Below are 26143 nucleotides of genomic sequence, written 5' to 3'. Positions count from 1 at the left end.
GCCATGAATCTTCCCATTGTACTTGGCTTGCTTGTGCTCGCCTATCTGCTTGGTTCCATCCCGACTGCGCTGTGGGTTGGGCAACGTTTCTTCGGCCTCGATATTCGGGAGCACGGCTCCGGCAACGCCGGTGCCACCAATACCTTCCGGGTGCTCGGTAAAAAGCCTGGCTCCCTAGTGATGGCCGTGGATGTGCTGAAAGGCTGGGCTGCCACTTCACTGGCGCAGGTAATGCTTCAACAGGGAGCTATTCAGGAAGGTCAACTGCTGTACTTTCAACTTGCATGCGGCATCTTAGCGGTGCTAGGTCACATTTACCCCGTCTTCGCGGGTTTCCGTGGCGGCAAAGGCGTGGCCACAGTACTGGGCATGATGCTGGCTATTGCGCCGCTCACAGTAGGCGTGTGCTTATTGGTCTTTTTGGCCATGCTCTTTATCTGGCGTTACGTGTCGCTATCTTCTATGACGGCAGGGCTAGCTTTTGCCTTATTGCAACTGTTGCCTCCCTTTCGGCCGGACAATTCTCTACTGTTGATCTTCGGCTTTGTGCTAGCTGGCTTGCTGATTTACACGCACCGAGCAAATATTCAGCGGCTGTTAGCTGGCACCGAGAGCCGGGTGCCGCTATTTGGGCGCCGATAATTTTCTGACTTCCATCTGGATGAAGAACGGAAATGGACCTCGCAAAAGAGTCCTCCTACCAAGCTTAATGACGATATTCTTGCTTCAGCCAAGCATAGCTAGGTAGTATAAGTTGAAGAGGCTATGAGGACAATCAACCGGCAGCGTAGTTACCTTTACCCCCAGATTCCCAACTAACACTACTGCTGCATGGCTTCCTTCCTTCAAGATAACCAAGATCGGTTTCTCACTGAGCTAGTCGATTGGCTGCGCATTCCTAGCGTATCAGCCGACCCAAAGTTTCACAACGATATCCTCAAGGCGGCCGAATACCTCAAAGCGCGTCTCGAAGAAGTTGGCTTAGAGAACGTAGAGCTGTGTCAAACGGCAGGTAACCCCATTGTCTACGGCGAGAAAATAGTAGACCCTAGCTTGCCCACGGTGCTCGTGTACGGGCACTACGACGTGCAGCCCGCTGACCCCCTGGAACTGTGGACTTCGGGACCGTTCGAGCCAGTTATTAAGGACGAGAAGATCTATGCGCGCGGTGCTTGCGACGACAAAGGCCAGGTGTACATGCATGTGAAGGCCTTTGAAGTAATGATGCAGCATGGCGGCCTGCCTTGCAATGTGAAGGTGATGGTAGAAGGCGAAGAGGAAATTGGCTCCAACAACCTAGGTATCTTCGTGCGAGAGAACAAGGAAAAGCTGAAGGCCGACGTGATTCTCATCTCCGATACGGGGATGATTGCCAACGATACCCCGAGCATTGAGGTCGGGCTACGTGGCTTGAGCTACCACGAGGTAGAAGTAACTGGCCCCAACCGTGACCTACATTCCGGCCTCTATGGGGGTGCGGTGGCCAACCCCATCAACGTGCTGTGCAAGATGATAGCGAGCCTGCACGACGAGAACAACCACATCACCATTCCCGGCTTCTACGACAAGGTAGACGTGCTGAGCGATGCCGACCGCGCCGAACTCAACCGCGTGCCGCATTCCGATGAGGAGTTCAAGCAAAGCATCGGCCTGCCCGCTACTTACGGCGAGGAAGGCTACACAACGGTCGAGCGTATCGGGATTCGTCCGACGCTGGACGTGAATGGCATCTGGGGCGGCTACACCGGCGAGGGCGCCAAAACGGTTATTGCCTCCAAGGCCTTCGCCAAAATCTCGATGCGCTTGGTGCCCCACCAAACGTCTGAAGAAATTACGGCGCTGTTTCAGCAGCATTTTGCGAGCATTGCGCCCGCAGGCGTGACAGTGCAAGTGCGGCCCCACCACGGCGGTGAACCAGTTGTGACGCCAACTGATTCGGTGGCGTACCAGGCCGCCGCGAAAGCCATTGAAACGACATACGGCAAGAAGCCCGTGCCCACTCGCGGCGGCGGCTCCATTCCGATTGTAGCCATGTTCAAATCGGAGCTAGGTATTGATACGGTGCTGCTTGGCTTTGGCCTCGACTCCGATGCCATTCACTCCCCTAATGAGCATTTCGGAGTATTCAACTTCTTGAAAGGAATCGAGACGATTCCGCTGTTTTACCAGAACTACGCGCAAGATTTTAACAAATAGAAGTAGCGCCTGCTGCTGATAGTAAAAAGCCCAACTTTAAAGATAGGAGTTGGGCTTTTTGTCAAGTTATGAACTGTTATTCTACCGCAGAGCCTAGACCATTTATCGTTTTCTGCCAAACAAATTGCCAAACATATAGCCCACATAGAATTGCACCACGCTGTTGCGAATCTGAACTTCAGACGTTACTTGTGTTGTCGTATTCGTGATAAATTTCTTGAAAGGAATTAGGCTATGTGTGTACCTCCATCCCACGTTAAATCCTTTTGGATCTTGGTAACCAAAACCAAGTGCATACCCATACTCTAGCGCTGGGTGTTGAAAATCAACCTTCGTGTTAGTGGCTACATTACCGTTGGCCGTAATGGTCTTATTCGAATACAGAAAGCTAATCTGAGGTCCTGCTTCGAAGAACAAGCCGCCAACATTAGCCTTCAATAATACAGGCACATCTAAGTAAACCAACTGAGCGTTGATGGAGGAATCAGTAGCAGTAGCTTGGTCTCCTTTTAGGGAGTACAATATTTCGGGCTGAAGGAAAAGCACACTGTCGCCGAGCAAGCCTAGGCCAATGTTCAGAACAGCACCTGCATGATACCCAACTCGGTATTTGCTTTCCTGAACGTCTTTGCCCACTCCGTTTGCTAGGTTGCCCCCAGCTTTGATACCGAGCCGTACACTCTGCGCTTGGCTCGAAAAGGTCATGCTAACGATGAGTAACAAGAAGACAAAAAATGCTTTCATGGAATAGGCCGGTACTGTAGAATAGGAGAGGATAAGTAGCCAGTAAAACTACGAACAGACCACTAGTCCTATTGCTTACCTGCGAACAACTTGAGGAATAAAAAACGCCCGACTCTTAACAGAGAGTCGGGCGTGCAATAAATTAATCTAAATAACTATTTCAGCTTCAGTAAATAACCCACCGAAGCTTGGAACACCGAGAAACGGGCGTTAGCCAACTCGTTGTTATGATAAAAGCGTTGGGCAAACTCGGTGAAAGAGCCGTTGTAGCGAAGCCCAATCAGCAAGCCGTAGCTCGTTTGTACTCCAAGTCCTGCTGTTAGGCTCATTTCGTTGCGGTTTACGCGTGCTAGGCTAGGTTCGGTATTGCTGTGGCTGGCTTGGTTGCCGTTGAGCAGGTAGCGCTCCTCATCTTTCACATGTAGGAGTCGGCTGTATTGCGGCCCAGCCTCAACGTAAAAGCTCTTGAGCTTAAATTTGATCAGTAGCGGTATATCGAGGTAGTTATAGGACGAGGTGCCCTTAAGGGTGTAGGTGCTGTTACCAACCTTTGCCGTCGGATTATCAATCTGGTAGCCACGCTGTGAAAACAACACCTCCGGCTGCACGGAGAGCATGCCATCTTTCAGAAAGCTTACATTCAGTAGCAGCCCCCCGTGGCCACCATACCTAGTGGTGTAGTAGTCCTTGTTGGCTACGTCGCCGGCTAGGCGGGAAGCGTTGCCCCCTGCTTTTATTCCAACGCCAAGGCCGATACCCTGCGCGTGCGCCGCCGGGGCTAGTGAGGCGGCAGTACCAACTATAGTCGCCGTCAAGAGCAAAAACTTATTCATAATAAACGAGGTAAGAAAACGGCAAATGCAGCACGCACAAGGGGAGAAAACACAAACGTAAGGCGACTACAGCAAGGCTCGAAAGTAGTGAGTAAGTGGTTTTTGCTGCTTTATAATCGACCAGAAGCACTATTTCATAGATACAGAAAAGCCTACTGCCCAACGCCTAGGTTAGGCGTTGGGCAGTAGGCTTAGGAAAATAGGAAAGGAGTACTTAGTTGCCGCTGGGGAACAAGAACCCTAATGAAGCTTGGAACACCGAGTTGCGAGCATTGCGCAAGTCGTTGCCTTGGTAACCGTTCTTAGTGAAGTCGGTGAAGGCACCATTGTAACGCACGTCCAGAATAACACCAACTAGTTGCACACCGATGCCGGCAGCATAGCCTACTTCAAAGCGATTCACATTGCTGAGGTCGCGCTCTGCGGCGCTATAATCCAACTGGTTACCGTTGAGGTAACGACGAGTTTCGTCTTTACGGTTAAGCAAGTAGCTAAACTGTGGGCCAGCTTCTACGAAGATAGGACCAGCCTTTATCTTAGCTAGTACGGGCAAATCGAGGTAGTTGTAAGTGGCTTTGCCTTTGTAAGTATACAAGCCGCTCAGGTAAGAGCCATCATTTTTGAAACCCTTTTGCGAGTACAATAGCTCTGGTTGCAACGACAAGAAGTTGTCTGCAATCAACGGCACGTTTAGCATCAGGCCGCCCACAAAACCAGTTTTGTTCTGGAAACGATCCTCATTAGCCAGATCGCCAGATAGGTTCGATAGGTTCGCGCCGGCTTTGATACCTAGGCGTACGCCTTGTGCCCGCGATTCAATGGCTGAAATAGAAGTAATAAGGAGTAGGGCAACTACTGCGAGAAATGACTTTTTCATGATAAAAAGGAAATGCCTGGCCAGCTGAAAATGACCAGCGTAATGAAGCAAGAGGTGTAGTGTGAGAAACCGAAAGGCTGACTAGCAGCTAGTCAGCCTTTCGGTTGTAGTGTTATTTGCCGAGTGGGAGCAAGTAGCCGAGTTGTACTGTAAACTGCCGGTTGAACGCTTTTGGCTCGTAACGGGCGCTCACGTCTTTCGTGTCGAACAGGGTTTTGAAACCTTGGTTGTAGCGGACACCGAGGCTAAGACCACCTTCCGTTTGGTAGCCTAGGCCAGCTACACCACCAATGTCGAAGCTCGAAAGATCTTCTTTGTAGTCACCTCCAGGGCTGCTGGGTTTGTCTTTGGTACCGTTGTTATACTTGGTCGTTTCGGTGAATTTTTGGCTTGAACGAGCCATGTAGCCGACTTGTGGACCTAGCTCGAAATATAAACCCGATCCGCCGGGAGCTGTGTTGATACGTACTGGAATGGGGAGGTCGATATACGTGAAGTTACGCTTGCCTTCACTTTCGAACTTATCAATACTTGGTCCTTCTGCACCAAAACGCGTATTCAGTGTGTTACGGTCCGTGATCTGGTAAGAGCGCTTAAAGCCTTTACGGTTTACAAGAAGCTCCGGAGCTAGCGTCCAGAAACCGTCGCTGCTGAGCGGGAGTTGGAACGACAAACCTGCATTGAAGCCAGGTAGATAATTAATATCGGCGCTGCCATTAGGACCAGCGACTTGATCAGCATTCTTGCCACCAATAGTGGAAAGAGTACCACCAACGCGGACTCCGATACGGAAGCCGGATTGAGCGTGGGCCAAAGAAGCAGTAGCAAGGCCGAGCGTGAGTAGGGCGAGCTTTTTCATAAAAAAGGTAGGTAAACTTTAGGGTCAACTGTTAGAAGCTCAGGCAACCAATATTGGATTGACTAGCGTGATGTATGGGCGTCTATAGCGTAAGAGAAAAAAAAAAGTTGCGACTAGGCATATAATAAATTGTTAAAAATGAGTAAAATCGAGGTCAAGTTTCCCCCAAGCTAAAGAAGCAGAATAGCTTACCCTAGGAGGGAGAAGTGCGCGTTTCCGTAACTGTGGCGCGCTGGTTGCGTTAGTTGAAGCATTGCTTGTTAGTTATGCTTCACGTTTCCGTATCTCGCTTACTCGTTATTGGGTTTACGTTACTCGGGTTGTTACCAGGAATACCGCGCCGCAGCCAAGCGCAACAACTGTCGCCGACGCCTTCTAGTGCTGGTCCGTTAGTTATTGGGGCCTACGGGCAAGGAAGTTTTATTATTGCCCACACCCCGGCGGTAAAGCACCTAGCGGTATCGCACCCTACAGGCTTCGAGCTGAATGTGCAACGTCAAACCAATGGCTCTGCTCCTTGGCACGCGTGGTACCGCTATCCAAAAATTGGACTGGCGTTGGTTTACTATGACTATCATAATCCGATTCTAGGTAAGTCGTACGCTGCCACTGTTTACCTCAATAAGTCGTTTTGGCGCATGCCCCGGCAGGAACTCAACTTTCGCCTAGGTACTGGGGTAGGGTACTTTCCCGATGCTTTCAACCAAGAAACCAATCATAAGAACAACATCATCAGCTCGCATCTGAACGCAACGATTCAGATGCGGGTAGAGTACGATGTGGCCTTGTCGGAGCACCTAGGTTTGCTCATGGGCGTAGGGCTCAATCATTACTCCAACGGCGCCACTACGAAGCCAAACTTCGGTATCAATCTTCCTTCGGTGGTGTTGGGTGTCAATTATCATCAGCAGCGGTCGTTTCGGACGTTGCCACTTACCCCCGCTGACAAACCTGCCGACGTGGGGCATAACTTCATCAACCTAAGCAGCAGCCTAGGTTTCAAGCAGCGCAACGAATCAGATCGGCGCAAGTACCTCGTCAACTCCGTATCGGCGATTGGCGGCCGGCGCATCAACCGAAAGAGCAATTTACTGGTGGGGTTAGAAGGCTTCTATGACCATTCTTTGAGCGCAGAACTACGCGACACCGCCAGTGCTGGTGAGAAGCTGCCTGACGTTAAGAAAGCGGGCGTCTTGGTGGGGCACGAGTTGCTGTTCGGCCGTTTGGCCTTCGTCACGCACCTCGGCTTTTACATCTACAATCCCTACAAATCCAATAAGTTTTACTACGAACGGCTAGGTCTGAAATATCAATTTACCGACCTGCTTTTCGGTGCTGTCGATCTAAAAGTTCATCGCGGTTCCGCTGATGTCATTGAGTGGAAAGTAGGCGTCAAGCTCTAATAAGCGTAGCTAAGTGACCGACTAGGCGTGAAAAGTGATGAGTAGAGAAGCAAATGGTATTGCCAACAAGTGAGTCGCAACGGAGCATCACCTCATTGTCTTGCGTCTTAGCAAGATGCTGCCGCACAGCAGCTTTTGTCAACAACAAGGAAGCAGCGCTACAACTTAGTTGTCTTCTCCGGCTTTATTCGATTACACAGTGCAAAGAATGCAGCTACTCAATTACGCTCCGCTAGGGTTTGGTTAATACGTTTCACCAAAGCCGGACCTTCGTAAACGAAACCAGTGTACAGCTGCACGAGCGTGGCGCCTGCCGCCAGCTTTTCTTGAGCATCAGCGGCCGAGTGGATACCTCCTACACCGATAATAGGCAGTTCCCCGTTGGTACGGTGGTGTAAGTAGCGGATTACTTCGTTGGCCCGCTGGCGTAAAGGCCGGCCGCTAAGCCCACCCGCCCCGATGTCGGTCAAGCTAGCTGCCGGTGCGCGCAGACCGCTCCGGCTGATGGTCGTATTCGTCGCTACCAAGCCGCTTAATTGCGTCTCGCGGGCAATGGTTAGGATATCATCCAGCTGGCCGTCGGTTAGGTCAGGGGCAATTTTGAGCAACAGGGGGCGAGGGGTCGGCTGACCTAGGTTTGCTTCCTGCACCTGCTGAAGCAGCCGGATCAAGGGTTCTTTCTCTTGCAACTGACGCAGGTTAGGCGTGTTCGGCGAGCTGACGTTGACCACAAAGTAATCAACCGTATCAGCCAGGGCCTGTACACAAGCAACGTAGTCATCGGCGGCTTGCTCGTTGGGCGTGTCTTTGTTCTTGCCAATGTTGCCACCGATAATAACCTGCGAGCGACGTTGCCGCAGCCGCGCCGCTACCGCCGCCACCCCGTCGTTATTGAACCCCATGCGGTTGATAAGCGCTTCGTCCGCTTTCAACCGAAACAACCTAGGTGCGGGGTTGCCTGGCTGTGCACGCGGCGTTACGGTACCAATCTCAACAAACCCAAAGCCAAGGGCACCTAGCTCATCCGTCAGCTCGGCGTTCTTGTCGAGGCCGGCCGCCAAACCTACGGGATTCTTAAACTTTAAGCCAAACACCTCCCGCTCTAAGCTAGGGTGCTGGTAGTCGTACAGCATCCGGAGCAGGGCAGCCGTGCCAGGCACCCGACCCGAGCGCTTCAGGCTGCTGAAGACAAGATGGTGGGCCTGCTCGGCATCGAGTTGGAACAGGAGCGGCTTCAACAAGGACTTGTACATAGCGCCGCAAAGCTACGGAAAGAGGAACGGATCAGCGGAGTAATTAAGTAATGTTGAACGCCATTGCTCAGTTACGTTATTAGTCCGCTACTCTCTTCCTCACTATCCGGCCCATCCTTCCCGGTCGAGACTGCGATACTGGATGGCTTCCGCTAAGTGCTCGATGCGAATTTCGTCGGTACCCGCTAGGTCGGCGATGGTGCGCGCCACTTTCAGAATACGGTCGTAGGCGCGGGCCGAGAGGCCTAGGCGTTCCATTGCGGTTTTGAGGAGGGTGCGGCCTGCTTGGTTGATCTGACAGATATCCTTCACCATTTGCGGGGGCATCATGGCGTTGGAGTGCACATCCGGAAATTCCTTGAACCGCTCAGTTTGCACCGTGCGCGCTTTCTCTACGCGTTGTTGAATATGGCTGCTATGCTCGGCTTTGCGGGTTTCCGTCATCTGGTCGAAGGTAACGGGCGTGACCTCTACGTGCAGGTCGATACGGTCGAGGAGCGGGCCACTTACTTTGTTGAGGTACCGTTGTACCACGCCGGGGCCACAAACGCACTCTTTCTCCGGGTGATTGTAGTAGCCGCACGGGCAAGGGTTCATGCTGGCGATGAGCATGAAATTGGCCGGAAAATCGATGCTAACCTTTGCCCGCGAAATGGTGACGCGGCGTTCTTCCAGGGGTTGGCGCATCACCTCCAGTACTGTGCGTTTAAACTCTGGGAGTTCATCTAAGAACAGTACACCGTTATGGGCCAGCGAAATTTCGCCCGGCTGCGGATTGCCCCCGCCGCCCACTAGGGCCACATCCGAAATCGTGTGGTGCGGGCTGCGGAAGGGCCGGGTGCTCAGCAGCGAAGCATTCGTACCTAGCTTGCCAGCCACCGAATGAATCTTGGTAGTCTCCAGCGCTTCCAGCATATTCAGAGCAGGCAAAATGCTTGGGAGGCGCTTCGCTAACATCGTCTTGCCCGCCCCTGGAGGGCCGATCATAATCACGTTGTGCCCGCCCGCGGCAGCTATTTCTAGTGCCCGTTTGATGTTCTCTTGGCCTTGCACATCGGCAAAGTCGGCCGCGTACTGATTGGCAGCATGCTGGAATATATCGCGGGTATCGACTTTCAGAGGAGCTATTGACATGCGACCTTCAAAAAAGTCGATGGCCTCCTGCATGGTCTCGACGGGAATCACGTCGAGGTTGTTGACGATAGCAGCTTCTTGGGCATTTTCCTTGGGTAAGATAAAGCCTTTGAAGCCTTCTTTGCGGGCTTGAATAGCGATGGGGAGTACGCCCCGGATGGGCCGCAAGGCGCCATCGAGGGCTAGCTCCCCCATGATAATGTAGTCGCCGAGCTGCTCGGTCGTCAGCTGCTGTGAGGCGTGCAGAATACCTAGGGCAATGGGCAGATCGTATGCGGAACCTTCCTTGCGAATGTCAGCAGGAGCCATGTTCACGACCACCTTGGTACGGGGCATGCGGTAGCCCCGAAACCTGAGGGCTGCCTCAATACGCTGCTGGCTTTCTTTGATGGCACTATCGGCCAGCCCAACTACATAGAATAGAGTGCCTTGAGATACAACAACTTCAATCGTAATAGTCGTAGCATTGACACCTTGCACGGCCGAGCCGTAGGTCTTGGTTAGCATAATGGGAACTGCTAGAAAAGCGAGATGGGAACGGAGGAAGGCATGAAAAATCGTGCCCATCGCAGAGCAATACCGCAAGCTGCGCAAAAGCTAGGTGCCACGCGCGCAGAGCCGTTAGTGAGCAGGCACTACCAGCTGCTCGATCAGCATAATCAAAATGTGGATGACCTTGATGTGAACCTCTTGAATGCGGTCGGCAAAGCCGGTGTGGGGCGCCCGGATTTCCACGTCGCTCAAGGCGGCTAGCTTACCGCCATCTTTGCCTGTGAGGCTAACTACGCTCATGCCTTGCTTGTGTGCCGCTTCGGCTGCCAGCAGTACGTTAGGCGAGTTACCGCTAGTACTGATGGCTAATAACACGTCGCCAGGCCGACCCAAGGCTTCTACGTAACGGCTGAATACACGGTCGTAGCCATAATCATTCGCCACACAGCTCATGTGTGACGCCTCCGTAAGCGCAATAGCAGCTAGAGCGGGCCGATCACCGCGGTAGCGGCCACTAAGCTCTTCGGCAAAGTGTTGCGCATCGCACAAAGAGCCTCCATTGCCACAGCTAAGTAGCTTACCATGACTTTGTAAGCTAGCTGCCATCAACCGGGCGGCTTGCTCGATGCGGCTTAAGTTATTTGAATCAGCTAAAAAGCGGTCGAGTAAGTTACGGGCCTCGGTTAGCTCGGCCCGAACGAGGTCGGTTAGGAGAGGGGTCACGAAGAAAAGGTTACAGCGACGAACGGCCGTCGCGGCCCGGCGCTGGGGGAATGATGGTATTGGGCTTTTCGATAGGGGCGTTAGCTAGGCCCGGGTCAGACTGCGGAAACATAGGTGAGTGCGACGTCGGCTCCACGGTGGGAGGAGTCGTCACGGAGCGGCGTTGCAGGTCCCGGTCGCGCTGCTCCATCTGATGATCGTAGAGCTTGGCTTTCAGTTCGTTGATCTTGTTTTCGTGCCGCGTGATGTCGCGCTGCAAAGCCAACGAGTTGACGTTTTCCGCCAATAATTCTAACCCTAGCAACACCAAACCAATGATGAACAATGTGTTGTAAAAAGTAGCTAGGTGGTAAGCACTATCGGGGTTACCGATAGTTGAGGCGGTATTAAGACCAAGGGCAGAGGCGAAGGTATCGCGCGTGGCAGGGCTGAACACAAACAGCAGCGCCAAGAGCAGATACACCATGGCAACGATGTTGATAATGCGTTTGAGAGCGAGCATAAGGGTAAAGGCTAAATGGAAAGGAAATCACGCCTATTACGCAAATAACGTCTTAATAGATGAGCGGTAAGCTCAACATTAAACCAGAGTCGCGTTGCTTTGTAGCTGATTCAGACGTTGATACAAGCCCCCCGATTGGCGTAATAGATCTTCGTGGGTGCCGCGCTCCACAATACGGCCGTGTTGCAGAACCACTATCTCATCGGCGTGCTGAATCGTGCTTAGGCGGTGCGCAATAACCAAGGAAGTACGACTTTTCATAAGACGAGTTAGTGCTTCCTGCACGAGCTTCTCAGACTCTGTATCGAGGGCGGAAGTGGCTTCATCGAGAATCAGAATAGGTGGATTGCGCAGAATAGCGCGGGCGATACTCAACCGCTGGCGCTGACCGCCCGAAAGCCGTGAGCCTCGGTCACCGATCAGCGTTTGGTATCCATCCGTAGTAGCGGTAATGAAGTCGTGTGCGTTGGCAATTTTAGCCGCTTCAATCACTTCGGCTTCCGTCGCGGCAGTATTGAAGCGGATATTGTTGAAGATGGTATCGTTAAACAAGATGCTTTCCTGGGTCACAATACCCATCTGGTCGCGCACGGAGTGAATAGTACACTCACGGATGTCGTGGCCGTCGATCAGAATTTTGCCGCCCATTGGGTCGTAGAAACGGGGCAGGAGGTCCGCTAGGGTCGATTTGCCGCCGCCCGAAGGCCCAACCAAGGCTACTGTCTTGCCTTTCGGAATAGTCAGGTTGATATCCTGCAACACGGGCTGCTCGCCGTAGGCGAACTGCAAGTTGCGGAGTTCGATTTCGCCCTGGAAAGGTGGAAGTATTTGCGCGTTAGGTAAGTCGCGGACGGTAGATTCGGTGTCGATGATGCTCAAAATTCGCTCACCAGCAACCAAGCCGCGCTGAATGTTTCCGAACGATGACGACAGCGCCTTGGCCGGTGTGAGCACTTGCGAAAACAGAATCACGTAGCCAATAAACGTTTCCCCATTCAGGCTTGATTGACCACCCAAAATCAGGGTGCCGCCAAAGTACAGCAGCCCCGCCACGACCGATACACCGGCGAATTCTGAGAACGGTGAAGCTAGGTCACGGGTGTTGTCGATGGCACGCGAAGTGCGGGCATATTGGTCATTCTGCTCTTCAAACTTGCCTTTGATGTACTCCTGAGCGTTAAAGGCCTTGATGACGCGGATGCCACCTAGCGTTTCGTCAATCACGGAGAGCATAGAACCTAGGGTGCTCTGGCTCTGCTTGGCTTGGGTGCGCAGGCGCTTGGCCACGCTTGCAATGATGCCCCCAGAAATGGGCAGCAAGATCAGCGTAAACAGCGTGAGCGGCAGCGAAATGTGAAACAGCACCGCAAAATAGGCTATGATAGTGAGCGGCTCCTTGATAACAGCAGTCATCGTATTCACCACTGAAGTTTCCACTTCCTGCACGTCAGCCGTAAAGCGTGACATCAGGTCTCCTTTCCGCTCCGCACCAAAAAAACCTAGCTGCAGCCCGATAATGCGGTAGTACAAGTCACGGCGCAGGTTGCGAATGACGCGGGCACGCACCTTCGCTAGCAACCGCAAACTCAGGTAGCGGAACACGTTGCTGAGCAGCACCGAGCACACCACTACCAAGCACACAAAAGCAAGCGCACCTAGCTTGCCTCGGTCGGCTAGCACGTCAGCAAAGAAGTAATTGAACGTATCTGTCACCCACTGAATAGTAGGGCGAAAGGCAGGCAGAGCGGCCGGCGCCTGCAACTCAACCTTGTCGGTTTTGTCGAACAGCACTTTCAGCAATGGGATAACCAACGTGAAATTGGCGATGCTGAAAATGATGGTCAAGACCGTATAGATCAAGTATTGAGGCAAGAAAACGATCCAAGGGCGCGCGTACTGGAGAATGCGAAGGTAGGTCTTCATGGTCGTGGCAAAGGTAGCGCATTCATCGGGCTCAGCTTCGTGCTCGCAGAGCCGCCTTTTAGATGAGCGTTACGCTCACAAGCTAGTAGCGCAACGCAGAAGAAAAATCATTGGCTGTGCAGCTCTATATGGCAACGTTCCCGATAACGTTTGCACAAATAAGTACAGGCAGCTAGCTCCGAAATGCTAGATTAATAGGCTAACATTAATAAAGTTTGGCCTCTCTGTTTGCGCTTAAATTTAGTAGTAACTAGCAGTTCGCACGTAGCGAGCTACTCACTTGAACTTATCACCTCAATACAACCCACTCTTGAAAGCACTATTCTCTTCTGCTCTGCTAGCCATGGGCAGCTGGCTGATGCATTTCGACGCTACGGCAACTCCCAACCCACCCTTGCCGCCGGTAAAAACGCCTGAGTTTCGGAAAGACACGGTCAACATCACCAAGTTTGGGGCAGTGCCTAATGGCTTAACGAAGTCGACCGCTATTCAGCAAGCCATTGATGCTTGCAGCAAAGCCGGTGGTGGCGTAGTGCTAGTCCCTCGTGGGCATTGGCTAACGGCAGGCATCGAGATGCGCAACAACGTGAACCTGCACCTAGCTAAAGGCGCTCTGGTGCAGTTCAGCGACAACCACGCCGATTACCACCTGATCAAAACCAGCTGGGAGGGAGTGGAAGCTGTCCGCAATCAAGCCTTAATTTATGGTGAGAACCTAGAAAACATTGCCGTTACGGGGGAAGGCGTTTTTGACGGGGCCGGCGATACGTGGCGCGCCGTTAAAAAGAACAAGCTAACCGAAACCCAGTGGAAGCGTCTTACCGCTTCGGGCGGTGTGGTGAATGAAAAAAAGGATACATGGTATCCCTCTGAGCAGTCGTTGAAAGGCTCCACTATTCCCGAAGCCTTCTATATCCGGCCGGGTAAACAGACGCCAAAAGACTTCGAAGATATCAAGGATTTTCTACGGCCCGATATGATTGTGCTAGCTCGTTGCAAGCGCATTCTGCTGGAAGGGGTGACGTTTCAGAACTCTCCTGCCTGGACCATTCACCCGCTGATGAGTGAAGACATCACTGTACGTAACGTGTATGCTTTCAATCCCGAGTACGGCCAAAATACCGACGGAATTGACCTAGAGTCGTGCAAGAATGGCATTCTGGAAGGTAGCACGTTCGATGTCGGCGATGATGGAATCTGTATCAAGTCAGGGCGCGATGAGCAAGGCCGCAAGCGTGGCATGCCCACGGAAAACTTCATCATCCGCAACTGCACGGTGTATCACGCGCACGGCGGTTTCGTGATTGGCTCCGAGATGTCTGGTGGGGCGCGTAACCTGTACGTGTCTAACCTCACGTTTATGGGCACCGATGTAGGCTTGCGTTTTAAGGCAGCTCGTGGTCGAGGCGGCGTAGTAGAAAACATCTTCATCGACAACGTTGATATGAAGAACATCGTCGGCCAGGCGATCATCTTTGACCTCTATTATATGGCTAAAGATCCGGTGCCCCTAGCTGGCGAATCGACGGCCCCACCCGTCATCAAAGCTGAGCCCTTAAACGAAGGCACCCCAACGTTCCGGCATATTGAAATCAAGAACGTGACTTGCAATGGTGCCGAAACGGCCATTATGTTGCGCGGCCTGCCCGAAATGCCTGTGAAGGATATTAGCATCGAAAATGCTGTGTTACAAAGCACAAAGCCCATGCTGTGCATTGAAGCCGAAAACATCCGCCTGAAGAATGTGACGCTTCTTTCTAAGGAAACAAAGCCAGTATTGGAAATCCAGAATAGCCAGAACATCAGCTTCGATAACCTGAAGTACACGGCGGGTGCTGATCTTCTGATGCGCATCACCGGCGACCGTACGAAGAATATCAAACTCACCAACACCGATACCAAAGCGGCCAAAAAGGACGTGGAGCTAGGGGATAAGGTGTCGAAGAAAGTAGTGCTGGTTTCTAAAAATTAAGTTTCTTGTTTATTGAACTTCAGTCTGGGCGGATGCGGCGATTTGTTGTCGTGCATCGGTCTGGACTGACGTTGTAATAGAGGCATTACGTACTTTTCTCCCATGAAAAAGAGTTTTCGCTTGCTAGCTGCCTTGTCGCTGCTAGGCTTAGGGCAACATGCAGTGGCGCAAACCAGCAGCCCTGCTCAAACTATGTCGCAGCGCATGGCCGATGCATTCATCAGCTGGCATCCTGACTCCATCCTGATCGGTAACCGCAAAACAACCCGCTGGGATTACGAGCAAGGCCTTATGCTGAAGGCGCTGGAACGCGTGTGGCAGCGCACTGGCGATGCTAAGTACTACACGTACATTGTGAAGGACATCGACCAATTTGTACAGCCTAATGGGGTTATTCGAACCTATAAGCTGGAAGATTACAACCTCGATAACCTAACTACTGGTCATGCTCTGCTGACCCTAGCTCAAGTGTCGCAAGGCAGTCAGGCTGCTCAAGAGAAATACAAGCAAGCCGCTCAAACGCTGCGTAAGCAGCTAGACGGTCAGCCGCGCACGAAGGAAGGGGGCTTCTGGCACAAGAAGGTCTACCCGAACCAGATGTGGCTTGATGGCTTGTATATGGCCGAACCCTTTTACGCCGAGTACAGCAAAGTTTTCAATCAGCCGGCCGGCTTCGACGACGTTGCCAAGCAATTTTCTTTGATCGAGAAGCACTTAGTTGATCCTAAAACCGGCTTGCTTTACCACGGCTACGACGAAAGCAAGGAGCAAAAATGGGCGAACAAGCAAACTGGTCAATCACCAAACTTCTGGGACCGGGGCATGGGCTGGTATGCCATGGCCCTAGTCGATGTACTCGATTATTTTCCAGCAAATCATCCCCAGCGCGCGCAACTCATCAAAGACGTGCAGCGCTTAGCGCCAGTGTTAGCCAAGTACCAAGATCCTAAGACTGGTACTTGGTCGTTGGTCGTTGACCAAGCTTCGCGCAAGGGCAACTATGCCGAAGCCTCGGGGTCTAGCATGTTTGTGTATATGCTCGCCAAGGGCGTACGCATGGGCTACCTTGATAAGAAGTATGCTGCTGTTGCGCAGAAAGGCTACGACGGATTGCTGAAGACCTTTGTAGCAACAGAAAGCAACGCCCTAGCTTTCAATGGAACCGTCAGCGTCGGGGGACTAGGTGGCAACCCGTACCGCGATGGTAGCTATGAATATTACCTCAGCGAGCCGCTGCGCAAGAATGATTTGAAAGGGGTAGGACCTTTCATCCTGGCTAGCATCGAAATGGAAATAGCCAAGGAGAACAGCGTTGGTCAGAATAAGACGGTTGGGCTTGATTACTACTTCAACCATGAGTTTCGTAAGAATACTTTCACAGGTGAGCAGGAGCAATGGCACTACACCTGGGAAGATCGGACGCATGGTGGTTTCTGGTTGCTAGGCAACCAATTCCGGGAGCTAGGTGCCAAAACGGTTTCCGTCCCGACTGCCCCTACTGCCGCCTCACTGAAAGGGATTGACGTCTACATCATTGTTGACCCTGACAGTAAGAAGGAAACTGCTAAGCCCAACTTCGTTCAAGCCAATGATATTAAGGCCATTACTGATTGGGTCAAGGCTGGGGGGACGCTCGTGATGATGGCGAATGATACTTCCAACTGCGAGATTCCGCACTTCAACGAACTTGCTAAAGCCTTCGGTATGAGCTTTATTCCGAAGAGCTTGAATATGGTAAAGGGAGACCAATTCGAGCAAGGCCGCGTGGACATCCCAGCGGGTAATGCGGTATTTAAGCACACCAAAGCAGCCTACATCAAAGAGCTAGCTCCTATTGGTCTACAAGGAAACACCGGCAAAGCCTTGGTTTCGAAAGGCACTGATGTTATCATGGCTACTGCTAAAGTAGGGAAAGGCACCGTATTCATCGTTGGTGACCCATGGCTGTATAATGAGTATACGGATGGACGTAAGATCCCAGCAGTGTACGAAAACTTCAACGCTGGCAAAGACCTAGCTACTTGGGCGTTGCAGCAGAAATCAGCTAAATAAGATTGCGCAATATAGTATTCACGCTAAAGCCTCTGTTACCTAGGTAGCAGAGGCTTTAGTATGTACAAGGCTAGCTGCCTTCCTAGCTTTGATCTAAGTACGATAAAGAGTTTAACTCTCCCATCCGGCTGGACGACTCCCGGATAACTAGCTCCGTTGGAAGCTTTACAGTGTTAATTGGCGCGGCTTTCTGTTTGCGCTCAATCAAGTCAATGAGCCGTTCGGCCGCTACTTGCCCAATTTCCTGTGCCGGCTGCACGACTGTACTCAAAGACGGATATAGAAGGTCGGCGACATTCAAGTTCGTAAATCCGATAAGCGAAACATCGCGTGGAATGGCAAGATGGCGCTGACGCAAAGCTGTAAGGCAACCTACGGCCAACCGGTCGCTCGCCGTAAAGAAGGCGTCTGGGGCAGGCGTCAGCGCCATGAGTTCATCTACCATGGGACCTACCTCGTTCGGCCCAAAAGTGCCATAGCGAATAAGTTGCTCATCGTAAGGCAAGCCATAACGCTCCAGCGCTGCTTGATAGCCCGCTAGCCGCTCTTTCGTAATAGATAACCACGGCGGAATTGTCAGGTGAGCGATGCGCTTGCGTCCACTCTTGATCAGGTGTTCAGTTGCGGCGAAAGCACCAGCAAAATTGTCGGCAACTACTTGCGTTGCTTGTAGCTCTGGTGAGACCCGATCGAAGAGCACGAGCGGTAGTCCTTTCTGTTGCACTTCTTTCAAATGATCTACCTTGTCCGTTTCACTCGAAAGCGAAATAAGAAGACCATCTACCTTCCGATCCATCGATTGCTCGACGTTCGCTACTTCCCGCTCGTACGATTCATGGCTTTGAAAGATAATAACGTGATAGCCACGATTATAGGCAATAGCCTCAATGCCATTGATAGCTTGGGCAAAAAAGAAATTAGCAATCTGGGGGACAATAACCGCAATAGCGCGGCTCGAACTACCCTTTAGACTAAGTGCAATAGGGTTTGGTCGATAGTTAAAGCGCTCAGCACATTCCATGACCAAGCGTTTTGTCTCCGGGTTAATCTCGTAGCTGCCCCGTAACGCCCGCGAAACAGTAGACGTCGAGATATTAAGCTCCCGGGCAATATCTTTTATGGTGAAGTTACTCAACTGACGGACGGTAGAAAGCTAGGTAGAGTACAATAATCTGAAAGTACAAACCCTACTGACATTTGACTCTGTCAGAAGAAGGAGGCCCTAAATTCAGCTTTTTTCTGCAATAAGTTTTTAACGGGACCTACTGTGGCAACGTTCCCGATAACGATTGCACGAATAAAAACAGTAATATTCTTCCTTTTTTCTTTTTGAGAGACTAATCTTATTGACCAAAAACTTTCCTCACCGTTGTTGGCACGTTGCTTGAACCTTTCGAAAGGTCTATAAAGTAGTTCGGCTTGCAGGTGACTTAGTCTGACGATCAAAAACTTCAGTTTATCTATTTTCTGCTATTCGAATCAGCTGATTTTACTAACGATTTAGTTAAGGCTACTTCTGAAACTGCCCGTGCTGCTGATTGTCAACTCTACGTTCTGGAGCACTAGGTTCCTACTTACCAAAGGTGGACTGGACGTTTTACTTAGCCAATATCTGTTGACTAACGCTGGCCTTGACTATATGGAGGCCAGCCATTCAAAGCAAATCAATTTAACCTAGTCCCACACCCTTCTCTTATTTTATGAAAAAACATTTATTGCTGTTGCTATTGCTGCTACACGCTGCATTGCTTGCGTCAGCACAACAGAGGGCCATTCAGGGCATAGTTCGTTCAACAGAGAAGAACGAGGTGTTACCAGGCGTTACGGTCGTAGTAAAAGGAACAACTATCGGTGCTACTACGAACTCGGAAGGTATGTTCACCATGACCATTCCCGAAGGAGATGCCACCTTGCGCTTCAGCTATATTGGCTTTGTGTCTAAAGATGTTCCGATTGGGAATAAGACAAAAATTGATGTTCAGCTGTCGCCTGACTCTAAAGCTCTTGATGATGTAGTTGTAATTGGCTATCAACCAGTGCAACGGCGTGATGTAACCGGTTCAGTGTCATCTGTTAGCGCACAGCAAATTAAAGACGTCCCGGTTAACTCAGCTGCGGAAGCGCTGAATGGCCGTTTGGCAGGTGTGCAAGTAACCGCCTCCGAAGGACAGCCTGGCTCTGATATTCGGGTGCGAGTACGGGGCGGTGGCTCCATCACGCAAGATAACTCTCCCCTCTACGTTGTGGATGGAGTGCAAGTAGAAAATGCGTTGTCTGTACTGTCTCCCCAAGATATTCAGTCAGTAGATGTACTTAAGGATGCATCGGCTACTGCTATTTACGGTGCTCGTGGCGCCAACGGTGTAGTAATCATTACGACCAAAAATGGTCGTGAAGGCAAGACTGTCGTGAGCTATAATGGCTTTGCAGGCTTCCGTCATATTACCAAGACGATTGACGTACTAAAAACGTCCGACTACTTGGACTATGCATATGAGCGCTCAGCCATTGCAGGAGCTGATGCATTGAATTCATTTAAAAGCCGCTTTGGTACTCGCAACTATACCAGCGATACACTAGCTCTTCAAAGAACAGCTCCATTCATCGATTGGCAAGACAAAGTATTCGGTCGCGATGCTTTCCAGCAAACACACAACTTGTCTATCTCGGGTGGCGGAAAAGGTACAACATACTCTTTGAGCCTGACCCATAATGATGAAGATGGCATCCAGATTCAATCAGGTTTCACACGAAACTTGGTAAACTTCCGCTTCGATAGCAAAGCTAGCGACAAGTTTCGCTATGGGTTCAATACTCGCTTCTTAGACCAGTCAATTACAGGTTCGGGCACTTCTTCGCAAGGCACCAGTTCCACGACAAACACTCGTCTGCGGAACACAATTGTCTACCTACCATTTGCTTCGCTACTACCAGGTTCAGTGGATCCCAATAACCTGAACGTAGATGATGAGTTCTTCGCGGCCTCGGGTTCGTTATCGAACCCAGTCCTGACTATCCAAAATGAATACCGCAAAGACAAGCGTCGCCTTTTCAACTTGAGCGCTAACGCTAGCTACAACTTCACGAAGGACCTAGTCTTCCGTTCGACAGTTGGTTTTGACAATACAAACAACCGCACAGATACTTTCAACGGTCAATACTCGCCTACAATCCGAGGTGGTAACTATTCTGGCTTGCCTTTCCTAGGTATAACGACGAGCCAGCAGGTAACCTTTAACAACTCCAACGTCTTGACCTACTCCTTTAAGAAGGGCAAGCACTCTGTGGATGCTTTGTTAGGACATGAAATCTATCAGCAGCGGACAACAGCTCTAAACGTGCTGAGCTATTACTTGCCACTGCAGATTACAGCTGATCGGGCATTCGACAACATCAACCAGCGCGACCCTGCCGCACCTGCTACTCAGCAGCCTGCTCCTACCACCAGCGTTCCTTCTGACTATCGTTTACTGTCAGGCTTTGCTCGTGCTACTTACTCTTATGAAGACAAATACCTGTTCACTGGTACAGTCCGCGGCGACGGTTCGTCTAAGTTCAAGGGGAACAACAAAGTAGGTTACTTCCCAGCTGGTTCGTTTGCTTGGCGCATTTCGCAAGAAGATTTCATGAAGTCGATCAGCAATACTGTATCGGACATGAAACTGCGTTTGAGCTACGGCTTGGCCGGTAACAACCGCATCGGCGACTTCTTGTACGATCCGCTCTTCACTACTGGTGGCAATATTCAGTATGCTGTAAACCATACGATTGTTCCTGGTTCGGCAGCACTGACGTTGGCTAACCCAAATCTGAAATGGGAGACGACAGTATCGCGCAACCTAGGTTTAGACATCAGCTTGTTCAACAACCGGGTTCAATTCACGGCAGATGCTTACTACAATAAGACGCGCGACCTGCTGCTGAACCTAGCTATCCCATCTACTTCGGGATATGCAACTCAGTTGGTTAACATTGGTGCAACTTCAAACAAAGGCTTGGAGCTACAAGCTAGCGGTACGGTCATCCAAGGGAAAGATTTCACCTGGACCTCTAACGCAAATATCTCATTCAACCGGAATAAGGTTGAGAGCCTAGGGCCTTTGAGCGAGTTACCCCTACAGTACTCCGGGTGGGCTAGCACCGCTATTGCCGCTGACTACTATGTCGCAGTTGGTAAGCCAGTAGGTTTAATGTACGGCTATGTAACTGATGGCTGGTACACTGCCGATGACTTCGAAGGCTATGACAGCAGCAAGGCTAGGTGGGTACTGAAAACAGGTGTTGCTAGCGACAAAGGTGTAACGGGTTACAGCAGCACAGAGGTCAATCCAGGTACTATCAAGCTGAAAGATGTGAACGGTGACGGCACTGTAAACGAACAAGACCGCACCGTTATAGGCAATGCTAACCCTAAGTTCTCGGGTGGTTTGAACCAACAGTTCAACTACAAGAACTTCGATGCCAGTGTCTTCTTGAACTTCGTGTATGGCAATGATGTCTACAACGCCAACAAAATTGAATTGACATCTTTCCTTGCTAACTCCCAGCTTAGCAATGGCCTAGCTATCATGAAAGATCGGTACCGCACGATTGACGAAAACGGTGCCATCATCACGGACCTAGAGACCTCACGTCGTTTGAACCAAAATGCTAAAATCTGGTCGCCAGCTCGCCAGCTTTTCCCCCATTCTTGGGCAATTGAGGATGGCTCATTCCTGCGCGTGAACAACGTCACGGTGGGCTATACTGTGCCGAAAACCATCACGCAGCGCATCAAGCTTTCTCAAGCTCGTTTCTACGTGACGCTGAACAACCTTTACACATTCACAAAATATAGTGGCTTTGACCCTGAGGTTAATACCCGCCGTGGTACACCGCTTACTCCTGGCGTTGACTATGCTGCCTATCCCCGCAGCAAAGCTTATCTGTTCGGTATGAACCTATCCTTTTAATTACTAAGGCTACTTTATTATGAAACGCATATTTCGTCCCACTTTTCTAGCCGCAGCTATTGCCGGTTCACTAGGCGTTAGCTCGTGCAAAGATTACTTAGAAGTTAACCCAACGGCTGTTGACACGCCCGAAACGATATTCAGCAACGTAAGCGGCGCTACTAGCGCAATAATTGGCGCTTACGACCCTTTGTCAGGTGATGCTGGTTATGGCAACCGCCTTAGCTCTTATTATCCCTTCGACTCCGATGAGATGCAAAGCAGCCAAGGAGGGGATGACGCTGGTTCAGGTCGTCGCGGTATTGCCCGCTACACGTCCGTTACCACCAATGCAGAAGTACTCAACCCTTGGAACCAGTTGTATCAAGGTATTGAGCGAGCTAATCTCTGTATCAAATACGTCCCGGAGATGACGCAGTATAACAGTGGTACCGATATGATAGCCGTCAGACGTATTCATGGGGAAGCGCTAACACTGCGGGCTCAATATTACTTCGAACTAGTACGTAACTGGGGCGACGTGCCAGAACCACGCACCCCTTCAGTAACGGGCCAAGACTTCAACTTGCCTCGAACTGACCGCGACGTGATTTTTGATCACTTGCTGGATGATCTAGCTTTGGCTCAAACGTTGGTACCTTGGCGTTCGGAGGTTGCCAGTGATGAGCGCATCACAAAAGGTGCTGTGAAAGCCCTGCGGGCTCGTATTGCTATGTACCGCGGAGGCTATTCACTGCGCCAAAATGGTCAAGTAAGCCGTCCTAGCAACTATAAGGACTTCTACACCATCGCACGCAATGAGTGCTCTGAGCTAATGGCTAACCGTGGTCAGCACACACTTAATGCTAGCTACGAAGAAACTTTCCGGAGCATCAATGAGCTACGGGTTGAAGCTGCTCACGAAATCATGTTCCAGGTAGGTATGGGTGGCGCTAGTGCAGCTTCAGATAGTAAGTTAGGATATTACAACGGTCCACGTATCACGGCTTCACCGAAGTATGGCCAGTCAAGCGGCGCCGTGACAGTACTACCCACTTACTTTTATGCTTTCGATTCGCTGGATACACGCCGTGATGTAACAATCGCGCCTTACACCATCGGCTCAACCGATAACCAAGCGCTTACTACCCTGATCAGTATGTACGATGGCAAGTTCCGCCGCGACTGGCGGTTGCCATTGGTTCCAGCAGTGTCAGTACAAAGCTTAAATTACAACTGGCCCCTCATCCGGTTTGCCGACGTGTTGTTGATGTTTGCGGAAGCACAAAACGACCTGGCTGGGCCGACAGTAGCTTACAACGGAATTACTGCTACACAAGCTTTGATGGAGGTGCGTCTGCGTGGGTTTAAAGCAAACGCAAAAGCTGCTGGCACCCCCCCGACAGATCAAGCAGGCTTCTTCAATGCTATTGTTAACGAGCGTTTCGTAGAATTTGGGGGCGAAGGTATTCGCAAGTATGACCTCATTCGCTGGAATCTGCTCGGAACAAAGCTTGCAGAGGCAAAAGCCACCATGCGAGCTTGGATAGCTGACCAAACGGCATCTAGCCCCTATGCCAAGATTCCATTGGTGATGTATTACACTGTTGTGAACGGTCAAGCAAAATACTCTCGGTCGCTTTATCGCCCGACTCCGGCTACTAAGCCAGCGGGTACCACCAACGTGAACTGGCGTTCGTCTATTACGGAGGCCAGAATCGCTGACATTGCCTCCGGTTATACGACCAACCGACAGTTGCTCCCTATTCCAGCATCAGCTATTACAACAAACCCCAACTTGGTACAAAACCCAGGATATTAATAATGGATAGTAGCCAAACCTCCTTTTCAGAAGATTCCTCCCTATCGTGGGAAAACGTAGGTGGAGGTGTGCAACGCAAGATCCTCGTCTATAACGCTGACCTGATGATGGTGAAAGTTGCCTTTGAAGCAAGTAGTATTGGCGCTATTCATCAACACGTGCATACACAGATTACTTACGTGGAAAGTGGTGTGTTTGAAGCCACTGTAGATGGGCAACAGCGAGTGCTTCGAGCAGGAGATACATTCCTCGCTTCTTCTAACGTGTGGCATGGGGTAGTTTGCCAAGAGGCAGGTGTCCTAGTAGATGTGTTCAATCCGATGCGCGAGGATTTTGTGTAATCCGCTGAGCTAGTAAATACAAACGCATGAAGCAGTTTTGGAAACTGTTATGCTTGATTTTGGGCCTGACCGCAGGATTTATTCCTGCGGCTCAGGCTCAACGCATTATTGTGGCTGCGGATGGCTCGGGAGCATTTCGAACCATTCAGGAAGCAATCAACAGCTTACCTACTCAGGCTGCACAGCCACGGACTATCTTCATCAAGAATGGCACTTACCGTGAAAAGGTATTTGTTGATGGGAAGAGTAACCTAATCCTTGAAGGAGAAAGTGAAAAAGGAGTTGTATTGACCAATGCACAAGCCCGGGATGCTTGGTACTGTAACCCTGAATCGCACGCCAATGATTGGGGAGTAGCAACGCTAAACATGCGTAACAGCCCCGATGTGACCTTGGAAAAGCTCACCGTCATTAATAGCTACGGCTTTGATGCTACGAGTGAAGTAACTATCGACTGTCCTACTGCTTCGGGGGGAAAGAAAAGCATTAGCAAAACCGGGCATCAAATGGCATTGCGGACAATGGCAGGTACGATCCGGCTTATTGCTCGCCATTGCACGTTTCGCGCCTTAGGTGGCGACACTGTTAGCCCTTGGGATGTAGAAGCCGGCCTGTACTATTTCGCTGACTGCACGATGGAAGGTGGGGTTGACTTCTACTGCCCGCGTGGTTGGGCTTACGCTGAGAACTGCCGCTTTATTTGTCACAACATGGAAGCAGCAATTTGGCATGATGGCTCAGGCAGTAAAGACGAGAAGAGCGTTCTAAAGAATTGCACCTTCGAAGGTGACGATAACTTTAAGCTAGGTCGCTATCATCGGGAATCACAGTTCTACCTGATAGGTTGCAAGTTCCCGAAGAACATGGCTGATGCTGACATCTATCATGCGAAGTCGGGCCCTGGTACTCCCCTATGGGGGCGCCGAGTGTATTACTACAATTGCCACCGGAAAGGCGGTGATTATGCTTGGCACAAAGACAACGTGGATAAAGCAGAAAGCACACCCAACCCAAGACAAATTACTGCTAATTGGACCTTCGGGGGACGCTGGAATGTCGATAAAAAGGCTGCCGCAGTGGCTGCACCGGCGCCAGTGGTATTAACTAAAGACTCCGTAGCCGAACGCATGCTAGTCTTTCAGCGCAGCGTTGGTGGCTGGCCCAAAGCAGTGAACGGCCAAAAGGTAAGCTATGAGCACCCACTAACGGCTGCTGAGAAAGCTAGTACGCGCAAGGATGCCGGAAAAGACGATGCTACTATTGATAACAATGCCACCACTCGGGAAATACGCTACCTATTAGCGGCAGCTCAGCGCACAGGCAATACAGCGTACCGCAGTGCCGCGGAGAACGGTATTCGTTATCTGTTAAAGATGCAGTATCCGAATGGTGGCTTTCCGCAATACTACCCAGATCATAGTCTTTACCGGCATCAGATCACCTACAACGACAACGCCATGATTCGGTCCTTATTGGTGCTGCGGGACTTAGTCGAACAAAAAGGAGATTTTACGCTCGTCGATCGGGCGTTGGTGCCACAAGCAAAGCTAGCTGTAGAGCGTGGCGTCGACTGTATTCTAAAAACACAGTATGTGCAAAATGGAAAGCTCACGGCCTGGTGCGCCCAACACGACGAGAAAACACTGCAGCCCGCTAAAGCCCGAGCCTTCGAGCTAGCTTCGTTGAGCGGCGACGAAACCGTTGAAATCGTGAAATTTTTGATGGGAGTTGACAACCCTACGCCGGAAGTGCGCAAGGCTATTGATAGCGCAGTGGCCTGGTTGAATGCGGTGAAGATGCCTAACCAAGCCGTGAAGGATATCGCCGATCCGAAGCAGCCAACCGGCCGCGACCGGGTTATTGTTGCTGAGGCTGGCTCTACTCTTTGGGCCCGGTTCTACGATTTAGAATCAAATAAGCCTATCTATGTAGGTCGTAATTCAGAGAAGAAAAATACCTTAGCTGAAATAGAAAACGAACGTCGGGCTGGCTACCTCTATGTAGGTACTTGGCCTGAAAAGCTGCTGACCAAAGACTATCCTGCCTGGCAGCAAAAATGGGAAAAAGGCAGCAGCAAACTGTAACC

At 50.9% G+C, this 26143-nt stretch carries 19 protein-coding genes; 9 read left to right on the top strand and 10 right to left on the bottom strand.

Features of this window, described 5'->3' with window-relative positions:
* Nucleotides 1-3: 3 nt before the first annotated feature.
* Together plsY and BXP70_RS21280 are read left to right on the top strand one after the other, a co-directional pair.
* Nucleotides 4-642, top strand: coding sequence for a glycerol-3-phosphate 1-O-acyltransferase PlsY (gene plsY / locus BXP70_RS21285; RefSeq protein ID WP_086596144.1), 639 nt, complete (start codon nt 4-6; stop codon nt 640-642).
* 189 nt (nt 643-831) lie between these two features.
* Entirely contained in the window at nt 832-2196 is a 1365-nt protein-coding gene (locus BXP70_RS21280; protein ID WP_086596143.1) for a dipeptidase, read from the top strand.
* Between the two features lie 102 nt (nt 2197-2298).
* Here the strand turns inward: BXP70_RS21280 and BXP70_RS21275 are convergent, their stop codons facing one another.
* From BXP70_RS21275 to BXP70_RS21260, 4 genes are all read right to left on the bottom strand, one after another.
* Nucleotides 2299-2940, bottom strand: coding sequence for a porin family protein (locus tag BXP70_RS21275; protein ID WP_086596142.1), 642 nt, complete (start codon nt 2938-2940; stop codon nt 2299-2301).
* Nucleotides 2941-3095: 155 nt separating this feature from the next.
* The gene (locus BXP70_RS21270) at nt 3096-3773 is read right to left on the bottom strand and encodes a porin family protein (RefSeq protein ID WP_086596141.1); all 678 of its coding nucleotides are present in this window, start codon (nt 3771-3773) and stop codon (nt 3096-3098) included.
* A gap of 214 nt (nt 3774-3987) precedes the next feature.
* A complete protein-coding gene (locus BXP70_RS21265; protein ID WP_086596140.1) occupies nt 3988-4650 on the bottom strand; it encodes a porin family protein in 663 nt (220 codons plus the stop codon).
* A gap of 112 nt (nt 4651-4762) precedes the next feature.
* A complete protein-coding gene (locus BXP70_RS21260) occupies nt 4763-5509 on the bottom strand; it encodes a porin family protein (RefSeq protein WP_086596139.1) in 747 nt (248 codons plus the stop codon).
* Between the two features lie 266 nt (nt 5510-5775).
* Between BXP70_RS21260 and BXP70_RS21255 the strand changes: the two genes are divergently transcribed.
* Nucleotides 5776-6912, top strand: a complete 1137-nt coding sequence (locus BXP70_RS21255; RefSeq protein ID WP_086596138.1) for an acyloxyacyl hydrolase — start codon at nt 5776-5778, stop codon at nt 6910-6912.
* A 218-nt stretch (nt 6913-7130) separates the two neighbouring features.
* On the opposite strand, the gene BXP70_RS21250 is transcribed toward BXP70_RS21255, so the two are convergent.
* The 5 genes from BXP70_RS21250 to BXP70_RS21230 all read right to left on the bottom strand — a co-directional run bounded on the left by BXP70_RS21250 (nt 7131) and on the right by BXP70_RS21230 (nt 12939).
* Nucleotides 7131-8165: a quinone-dependent dihydroorotate dehydrogenase gene (locus BXP70_RS21250; RefSeq protein ID WP_086596137.1), complete on the bottom strand. Its 1035-nt coding sequence runs from the start codon at nt 8163-8165 to the stop codon at nt 7131-7133.
* Between the two features lie 102 nt (nt 8166-8267).
* Nucleotides 8268-9806, bottom strand: a complete 1539-nt coding sequence (locus BXP70_RS21245) for a YifB family Mg chelatase-like AAA ATPase (RefSeq protein ID WP_086596197.1) — start codon at nt 9804-9806, stop codon at nt 8268-8270.
* Nucleotides 9807-9920: 114 nt separating this feature from the next.
* A complete protein-coding gene (lpcA, locus tag BXP70_RS21240) occupies nt 9921-10514 on the bottom strand; it encodes a D-sedoheptulose 7-phosphate isomerase (protein ID WP_086596136.1) in 594 nt (197 codons plus the stop codon).
* Between the two features lie 10 nt (nt 10515-10524).
* A complete protein-coding gene (locus tag BXP70_RS21235; protein ID WP_086596135.1) occupies nt 10525-11016 on the bottom strand; it encodes a hypothetical protein in 492 nt (163 codons plus the stop codon).
* A gap of 78 nt (nt 11017-11094) precedes the next feature.
* Nucleotides 11095-12939, bottom strand: a complete 1845-nt coding sequence (locus BXP70_RS21230) for an ABC transporter ATP-binding protein (protein ID WP_086596134.1) — start codon at nt 12937-12939, stop codon at nt 11095-11097.
* A gap of 310 nt (nt 12940-13249) precedes the next feature.
* Here BXP70_RS21230 and BXP70_RS21225 point away from each other — a divergent pair, with 310 nt between their 5' ends.
* Nucleotides 13250-14911 (top strand): glycoside hydrolase family 28 protein, encoded by a 1662-nt coding sequence (locus BXP70_RS21225; RefSeq protein ID WP_317044480.1) that lies wholly within the window; start codon nt 13250-13252, stop codon nt 14909-14911.
* 102 nt (nt 14912-15013) lie between these two features.
* Nucleotides 15014-16963 (top strand): glycoside hydrolase family 88/105 protein, encoded by a 1950-nt coding sequence (locus BXP70_RS21220; RefSeq protein ID WP_086596132.1) that lies wholly within the window; start codon nt 15014-15016, stop codon nt 16961-16963.
* Between the two features lie 82 nt (nt 16964-17045).
* On the opposite strand, the gene BXP70_RS21215 is transcribed toward BXP70_RS21220, so the two are convergent.
* Nucleotides 17046-18098 carry a LacI family DNA-binding transcriptional regulator gene (locus BXP70_RS21215; protein ID WP_086596131.1) on the bottom strand — a complete coding sequence of 351 codons (1053 nt, stop codon included), beginning with the start codon at nt 18096-18098 and terminating at the stop codon, nt 17046-17048.
* Between the two features lie 565 nt (nt 18099-18663).
* On the opposite strand from BXP70_RS21215, the gene BXP70_RS21205 reads away from it, so the two are divergent.
* The 4 genes from BXP70_RS21205 to pelA are packed head-to-tail and all read left to right on the top strand — an operon-like array spanning nt 18664 to nt 26141.
* A complete protein-coding gene (locus BXP70_RS21205) occupies nt 18664-21915 on the top strand; it encodes a SusC/RagA family TonB-linked outer membrane protein (RefSeq protein ID WP_086596129.1) in 3252 nt (1083 codons plus the stop codon).
* A gap of 19 nt (nt 21916-21934) precedes the next feature.
* Entirely contained in the window at nt 21935-23716 is a 1782-nt protein-coding gene (locus tag BXP70_RS21200; RefSeq protein WP_086596128.1) for a RagB/SusD family nutrient uptake outer membrane protein, read from the top strand.
* Between the two features lie 2 nt (nt 23717-23718).
* A complete protein-coding gene (locus tag BXP70_RS21195) occupies nt 23719-24057 on the top strand; it encodes a cupin domain-containing protein (RefSeq protein WP_086596127.1) in 339 nt (112 codons plus the stop codon).
* Nucleotides 24058-24083: 26 nt separating this feature from the next.
* Entirely contained in the window at nt 24084-26141 is a 2058-nt protein-coding gene (pelA, locus tag BXP70_RS30595) for a pectate lyase (protein ID WP_245849706.1), read from the top strand.
* Nucleotides 26142-26143: the final 2 nt, after the last annotated feature.

It is taken from the genome of Hymenobacter crusticola, from assembly GCF_002154225.1.
GTDB lineage: Bacteria > Bacteroidota > Bacteroidia > Cytophagales > Hymenobacteraceae > Hymenobacter > Hymenobacter crusticola.
Note: the sequence above shows the minus strand (reverse complement) of the source record. Positions and strands in the feature narration are given on the sequence as shown.